6 protein-coding genes are annotated in these 8,222 nt (G+C 41.5%); all 6 read left to right on the top strand.

The annotated features are described in order from the left end of the window. Positions 1-1,356: sodium/proline symporter PutP (gene putP, locus H5202_RS15695; RefSeq protein WP_182772903.1), on the top strand; the 1,356-nt coding region annotated here is incomplete at its 5' end. Between the two features lie 408 nt (positions 1,357-1,764). After that, complete coding sequence (locus tag H5202_RS15690) at positions 1,765-3,048, top strand: OmpP1/FadL family transporter (RefSeq protein ID WP_182772902.1); 1,284 nt, start codon at positions 1,765-1,767, stop codon at positions 3,046-3,048. A 254-nt stretch (positions 3,049-3,302) separates the two neighbouring features. Continuing rightward, the gene (locus H5202_RS15685) at positions 3,303-4,364 is read left to right on the top strand and encodes an efflux RND transporter periplasmic adaptor subunit (protein ID WP_182772901.1); all 1,062 of its coding nucleotides are present in this window, start codon (positions 3,303-3,305) and stop codon (positions 4,362-4,364) included. Positions 4,365-4,369: 5 nt separating this feature from the next. Continuing rightward, on the top strand, positions 4,370-7,630 hold the full coding sequence (locus H5202_RS15680) for an efflux RND transporter permease subunit (protein WP_182772900.1): 3,261 nt from the start codon (positions 4,370-4,372) through the stop codon (positions 7,628-7,630). A 43-nt stretch (positions 7,631-7,673) separates the two neighbouring features. Continuing rightward, entirely contained in the window at positions 7,674-7,886 is a 213-nt protein-coding gene (locus H5202_RS15675) for a YgaP family membrane protein (RefSeq protein WP_182772899.1), read from the top strand. Positions 7,887-7,899: 13 nt separating this feature from the next. Then, the coding region (locus H5202_RS15670) for a rhodanese-like domain-containing protein (protein ID WP_182772898.1) at positions 7,900-8,222 on the top strand (323 nt) is incomplete at its 3' end.

Raw genomic sequence — 8,222 nt, 5'->3', positions numbered from 1 at the left:
ATTCTCGGTGGTCGCAAAATGGGGCCCGCAGTAACAGCGTTAAGTGTTGGCGCATCAGATATGTCTGGTTGGTTGTTATTAGGCTTACCTGGCGCGGTGTATTTAAGTGGTTTAGGTGAAGCCTGGATTGGATTTGGGTTAGTGTTTGGTGCGTGGCTTAATTGGTTATTTGTTGCAAAACGACTGCGAATTTATACCCAAGTTGCCAATAATTCTTTGACGTTACCCGATTTTTTTGAAAATCGTTTTAATGACTCTCATGGACTATTGAAATTGGTTTCGGCATTAACGATCCTGATCTTTTTCACTTTCTATGCTTCTTCAGGCATGGTGGGTGGCGCGATACTATTCGAAAAAGTATTTGGTCTTGATTACAACCTAGCCTTATTGATCGGTTCATTCATCATTGTGTCTTATACCTTTGTAGGTGGATTCTTTGCCGTCAGTTGGACTGACTTCTTTCAAGGCTGCCTAATGTTAATTGCACTATTAATTGTACCTATAGCAATATTCAGCCAACCCGACACCCAAGCAAGTTTCAAACAAATTGATCCTGCCATGTTGTCATTTATTAACGAAAAAACGACGGTTATTGGGCTAGTGTCGCTATTGGCTTGGGGATTAGGTTATTTCGGTCAACCGCATATTTTGTCTCGTTTTATGGCTATCGGCAGTCCAAAAGATTTGGTGCTATCTCGTCGAATCGCCATGAGTTGGATGATAGTGTCGCTAGTCGGCGCCTTAGCCACTGGTATTGCTGGTAGCCTTTATTTTGCCGCAGAGCCGCTTGAAAACTCAGAAACCGTCTTTATTCATTTAGCCCATGCTGCATTTAACCCTTGGATTGGCGGTTTGCTGATTGCTGCGATTCTGTCTGCCATCATGAGTACTATTGATTCACAATTACTGGTTTGTTCTAGTGTCATCACGGAAGACTTTTACCTCAAATGGTTACGTCCACAAGCCAGTAGCAAAGAACTGATGTTAGTAGGCCGTATTGGCGTTATTGCCATTGCCCTAGTAGCAGGTGTTGTGGCACTTAATCCTGAAAGCAGCGTGTTAGGACTCGTCAGTTATGCATGGGCTGGGTTTGGCGCTGCGTTTGGTCCCGTGGTGTTATTGTCACTATTTTGGCAAGGTTATAGCCGTAATGGTGCAATATCAACAATTCTAGTGGGTGCTTTAACCGTTGTAATTTGGAAACAAATGACTGGCGGTATTTTTGAGTTATATGAAATCGTCCCGGGATTTACGTTCGCATTGTTTGTAGGCGTTATTGTCAGTAAAATATCACCACCAACGCAGAAAACAATCGCCGATTTTGTCGCCTTCCGTGAATCTTTAAAAACACAATAAACTCGAATAAATGCCTATATAGATAGCAATTTTGATAACTCAACCTCTATGATTTTAAGGTTGAGTTATCAACCTTAAAATCGATTATCAAAACAAGCGAATGAACTCACAATCTTCGATAAACCTCATGTTTTATTCTCTAAAATCCACTATGAATAAAATTTAACTTAAGCTCCCCGTGTAGTAATGACTGTAGAAATAGGCTCTAAAATTTACATATATTGCCATGCTATCAAACACCTACTTCACCATTAAAAAATAGAATTAACTTAATATTAACAACAACTAACATCTGGTCGGAGTTGTTGCATTAGTCACATTTACCTACTATGCCCTAAATTTTGACCGTCAAATGTATAAAGTGAATAAATTTTGTGCAAAAACGGTAATATTAAATGGGACATAATAATGAACAAATGCCACAAGACCCTCATTGCTACCGCGGTAGGCTTACTCAGTGTACAAGTATCAGCTGCCGGTTTTCAGTTAAACAGCCAATCTGCTACTGGTATTGGTCGTGCAATGGCGGGTGATGCCGTTATTGCTGACAACGCATCGGTTCTATCTCGTAACCCTGCAGCGATGGCTCTTTTTGATGAAACAGCGCTATCTTTAGGTGTTGTTTATGCAGATATTGATGTATCAGTATCTGATGTAGAAGGCAATTTTGCCGGACAAGACGTTGCTTTTGGTAGTGAGCATAAGGCTGCAGAAGCAAAAGTTATCCCCAATTTTTATTACATCAATCCAATTAACGACAAAATGGCGTTTGGTGTTGCGGTATTTAGTAACTACGGCACTGGCACCGATTTAGGTGACTTGGCAAACAGAACCCCTACTATTAGCGGTAATGCAGTACCTCTTCCACCTCCAGTAGATTTACTCGGTAACACAGAAGTAGTTACGATCAATTTTAATACCAGTATGTCTTACCGAGTGAATGATGAGTTTAGTTTTGGTTTTGGTATTGATGCTGTTTATGGTAGCGGAACCCTGACACGTACCAGCGATAATCCACAGATTGGCAGCCTAGTAGATGTTGACGCTGATGGTTGGGCATTAGGTGGGATTGTTGGTGTTGTGTATGAAGTTAATCCAGATAATCGCTTTGGCTTAAGTTACCGTATTAGTCCAAAACTTACCGCCAAAGGTGATGTAAATTATCTTTACACTGAATACAATGAAATTGATATTCCTATCGCTGATATTGCTCAGTTTGCCGGTTTCCACCAACTAACGGATAAGTTTGCTGTGCATTACACTGCACAATGGACTAATAGGAGTGCATTCGACAAAATCGTGGTTAAAGATGGTGCCAATGGTGTCGACCAAGCAGATTTAAAAGAATATCACTGGAAAGATTCATGGTTCTTAAGCCTAGGCGCGACTTATAACCTCACTCAAGATTGGACTCTACGAGCCGGTGTTGCAACAGATCAAGGCGTAGTGAATCAGCATTCATCATTATCAATCCCTGATTCAGATCGTACTTGGTACACCACGGGTGTGAGTTACGATTTAAATACAAAATCGAGCGTTGATCTAGGTATTGCTTTTGTACGCGGAGAAGATGTTACCGTACTAGAAAATAGTAACCTTCTTGCTCAAGTGCCTGGCTACAACAGCGAAATTTCAGCACAAACGCGCTCAAACGCCGTTTACTACTCAGTACAATATAACTACAGTTTTTAATTAACAGTGCTGAATTTGCAGTACTGAGTTAGCACTACTTAATCATTACGATTTCCCCTGTTTTTAGTCCGCTCACCACGGACTAAAAACAATATTACCATTTCCAATCAAGCCGCCTTTTATCGTTAATTGGCGGTTTTTTTATGCCTTTTATATCATAGGGTTCTAATCTATACGATTTTACAATATATCGGTTGCTTAACGGGGTAAAGTCCATTAGAATTTTCTTATAGAGTTCAAAATAGGCTATCACTATGTCTCGCTTATCTAATAATTTATTCCTCAGTACCATTCTCGCAACAACAGTACTAGCCGCAATAGTATCCTATACAGTGCAAGCCTCTGATGTTGCTACATTAAAGCTAGTATATTCTGATCAATTTCAGCCGCGAATTTATGATGCAAAAATTGAAGCTATTAAAGCTGCAACGATTTCTGCACAAACCTCAGGCCGGATAATCAATATTCATTTTGATGTGAATGATCTCGTCCCACAAGGGGCTGCATTATTGGAAATTACCAATAAGGAACAAGGCGCAGGATACGCGGGAGCAGAAGCAGAGCTAGCCAAAGCAGAGGCGCTAAATAGTGAAGCTCAAGCACAGTATGCGCGCTATAAAGCGTTGTTTCCAAAGGGCGCCATATCAAAAGGTGCCATGGATGAAGCCACTGCCAAAGCAAAATCCAGCAAGCAAGCAGTCAGTGCTGCTCAAGCACAGTTAATAAAGGCCAAAGAGAGTTTGAATTACACTGTCGTGAGTGCGCCTTTTAGTGGCCGAATGACTCAACGGTTTATAGAGCAAGGTGAAACAATATCTTACGGCCAAGCACTGTTCTCTGGCTACGACACTCAACACCTTAGAGCGGTATTTCAAATCCCCCAGCAAGATGTGGCTCAGGTGCAACAACAAGAACAAGTCATCGTTCAATTGTTTAATGGCAATGAAATCATTTCAAATGATATTAACGTCTATCAATTTGCCGATCCGTTAACTCATCAGCATCAGGTGAGAGTTAACATTGATGCCAGTAACATGGAAGATGTCATAGTTGGTCAATGGATTAAAGTAGTCGTTAATTTCCCAAGCCGTACGGGATTAATGATCCCATTATCGGCCATACATCAAGTCAGTGATTTAACCTCGGTGTATCGAAAAAATTTAGACAAAATAGTGCTTAACCAAGTACGTATCGGCCGAGTAGACCATCAGAATAATACCGCAGAGGTATTATCTGGGTTAATGGAAGGCGATGAAATTGTTATCGACGCTGGACGTTATTTAATACAGTCCTCAGCAACAAAAGGTCAGGAGTAAACCTGATGACAACACCTAATGAAACCGTAAAACTTGGCCTTTCAGGCCCAATAGCAATACCATTTCAACACAGTGCCATTACCCCATTACTGGCTATTCTTGGTTTGTTACTTGGTCTTTTCGCGGTAATTATTACCCCAAAAGAAGAAGAACCTCAAATTGATGTCACTTTTGCAGATGTGTTTATTCCCTACCCTGGAGCCACACCTACGGAAGTTGAAAACCAGGTCACCTTGCCTGCAGAACGGATTATTTCTGAAATAAAAGGCATTGATACCCTGTACTCATTTTCTCAGCCGGATGGCGCGCTCATTATTGCAATTTTTGACGTTGGTGTACCACGAGATGAAGCTGTGGTTAATTTATATAATCAACTGTATTCAAACAGCGATAAGTTTAACCATGCAGCAGGCATTGGTGAACCGTTAATCAAACCAAGAGGCATTGATGACGTACCAATAGTCGGGTTAACGCTATGGTCTCAAGATCCAAACATCACAGCAGAGCAGCTCACCTTGGTCGCATCAGGCCTAGAAACTGAATTAAAACGGATACCAGGTACTCGGGAGATTTATAGCCAAGGTGGCCACGAGATGGTGTTAAATGTGCGTATTGATCCTGTCAAAATGAACAGTTTCGGCGTAACGTTCAACGATATTAGTGCCACATTGCAAGATAACAACCAAATGTCTACGGTTGGTTCCATGACGCAGTTTAATCAAGAGATTAAATTACAAGCTGGGCAGTTTTTACGTTCGCTTGATGATGTCAATAATCTGCTGATCAAAGTCAATCAACCCGAGTCAGTTTCGGAGAAAAGTCCGTTCCCTCGTGCAGTTTATTTATCAGATATTGCCGATGTCAGCCTTAAAAGTGATATCCCGAAACAACACGTTTGGCACGTAACAGACAAAGGAACCTACCCAGCAATAACAATCGCTATTGGTAAACAGGCGGGGCAAAATGCCGTCGACATTGCTAATGCCGTATTAGCCAAAATAGATGCTGTCGATAACGTTTTAATTCCCGATAATGTCAATGTCGCTATCTCTCGCAACTACGGTAAAACCGCTGGAGATAAATCTAATACACTCATTTTTAAATTGATTTTTGCCACATCTGCAGTTGTCCTTCTGGTCTTTTTCACTATGGGATTTCGTGAGTCGGCCGTAGTAGGTGTTGCCATTATCATCACTCTCGCCATTACCTTATTTGCATCTTGGGCATGGGGATTCACTCTAAACCGAATTTCATTGTTTGCCCTTATTTTCTCCATTGGCATCTTGGTCGATGACGCCATCGTGGTGGTAGAGAATATTCATCGGCATATGGCAATGAGTAATAAACCGATAAGCGAGCTTATCCCTCATGCTGTAGATGAAGTCGGCGGGCCAACCATATTAGCCACATTTACTGTTATCGCCGCCCTATTGCCGATGGCATTCGTATCCGGACTAATGGGCCCATACATGAGCCCAATTCCGATTAATGCCAGTATGGGAATGATTATTTCGTTATTAATCGCGTTTATTATGACCCCGTGGTTGAGCCGAATATTGTTAAAGCCACATAAAAAGTCACATAGCTCGAACAATATAGCGACTGACACAGGCATACCGGTAGAAGAAGACAACCGATTAACTCGTCTTTTCACCCGAATAATGAGTCCTTTTTTGCTCGGAGAGCATGCTCCAAAGGCTCGGAAAGGCTTAGCTTTAGGGATTATATTATTGATAGCATTCGCTATCGCCTTACCTGTCATGCAAGCCGTAGTATTAAAAATGCTGCCTTTTGATAATAAGTCTGAGTTTCAAGTAATGGTCGACATGCCTGAAGGCACACCTGTGGAGCAAACTCAAAGAGTACTGCAAGATCTTAGTCAATATCTTACCTCTGTTGAAGAAATAGAACATTTACAGTTGTATGCAGGCACTCATGCACCGATGAATTTTAATGGTTTAGTTCGACATTATTTTTTACGCAGCAGCCAAGAGCTCGGTGAAATCCAGGTCAATCTAGTGGATAAAAAGCATCGCGATCGCGACAGTCATACTATTGCATCTTCTGTGCGCGAGCCGTTGCAACAAATTGGCCTACGTTATCAAGCCAATATCAAGATTGTTGAGGTGCCACCAGGCCCGCCGGTGTGGTCACCCATCGTTGCTGAGGTTTATGCGCCTAATACCGAGTTACGTGAACAAGCAGCAAATGACTTATTGCAACGTTTTAGAGATACCCAATACGTTGTTGATATGGATATATATTTGCCTGCGCAACAACAAAAGTGGCAAGTCATCATTGATCGAAATAAAGCCAGCTTAATGGGGGTTTCTTACGCCAGCATTGTCGATGCAATCAGCACTGCTGTTGACGGAAAGGATGTCAGTTACTTGCATCAAACACAGCTAGCTCACCCCACACCGATTAGATTGCAGCTAAATGAAGCCGCTAAAGTAGACCTAAAGCAAGTACTGTTATTACGCCTACCAACTCAGTCAGGTGAAACTGTCGCACTGACAGAATTAGTTAAGGTGCAACAACAAGTCATTAATGCACCCATTATTCATAAAAATATGGTGCCAATGATCATGGTTATTGCCGACATGGCTGGGCCAACGGGTAGTCCGCTATATGGTATGTTCGATATGGTCAGCCAAATTAATCAGCAAAATGAACAAGGTGATACTAGTTATCCCATTCAACAAAATCTGGTTAATCAGCCTGATGGATTAACCGATGTGTCGATTCTATGGGACGGTGAATGGAAAATCACTTATGAAACCTTCCGCGATATGGGTATTGCTTATGCTGTTGGTATGATAGCTATTTACTTACTTGTAGTCGGCCAATTTAAATCTTATATCGTGCCGTTAATCATCATGGCGCCCATTCCATTAACTATCATAGGAGTGATGCCTGGTCACGCGCTATTAGGTGCTCAATTTACGGCGCCTTCTATGATAGGCATGATAGCGCTGGCAGGTATTATTGTCCGAAACTCAATTTTGCTAGTCGATTTCATTAATCAACAAATAGCCGCAGGAGTTCCCTTAGAGCAGGCGGTTATCCATTCTGGCGCGGTACGAGCAAAGCCAATTATGTTAACAGCATTAGCGGCAATAATTGGGGCATTATTCATTATTGATGACCCCATTTTTAACGGTTTAGCCATCAGTTTAATATTTGGGATTTTTATCTCAACCATTTTAACCTTGGTGGTAATTCCAGTGTTGTATTTTTCAGTAATGAAACATAAGCATCTGTAAAACATTATTTATTCACTGGGCTATGCCCAATAAGGAGCTAAACATGTCAGTAGAAAGAAGTATTATGGCCTTTGCTGGCTTTATGGTTTTATTATCTATTGTGTTAACCGCAACAGTTAGCCCACATTTTGTCTGGCTTACTGTATTTGTAGGCGCTAATCTATTTCAGAGTGCTTTTACAGGCTTTTGTCCAGCTGCGATGATAATGAAAAAATTAGGCGTCAAAACAGCAGCTGAAATAGCCTTAAATAAATAACAAGGAAATAATCGTGTTTAAAAAATCTATACCGTTGTCTATTCAATCTATCTTAGCGCTGTTGGTCTTATTAGCGGCATCGCTTATGCCGACTTGGGCAGCAGAGCAACAACCTAGCGTTGCATGGGAAAAAATAGACCGTGGTGTTACGTTAATTGATGTGCGTACTGCTGAAGAGTTTGCTGCAGGACATATTAAAGGTGCGATTAATATTCCATTTGAGAATATCGTCCCAGAGTTGGCAAAGCTCAATATCGCTAAAGACGCCGAAGTGGTTCTTTATTGCCGCAGCGGAAACCGCAGTGGTGTGGCACAGCAATCACTCATAAAACAAGG

This window comes from Shewanella sp. SG41-4, from assembly GCF_014164505.1.
Taxonomy (GTDB): domain Bacteria; phylum Pseudomonadota; class Gammaproteobacteria; order Enterobacterales; family Shewanellaceae; genus Shewanella.
This window is presented reverse-complemented; position numbering and strand designations above follow the sequence as displayed.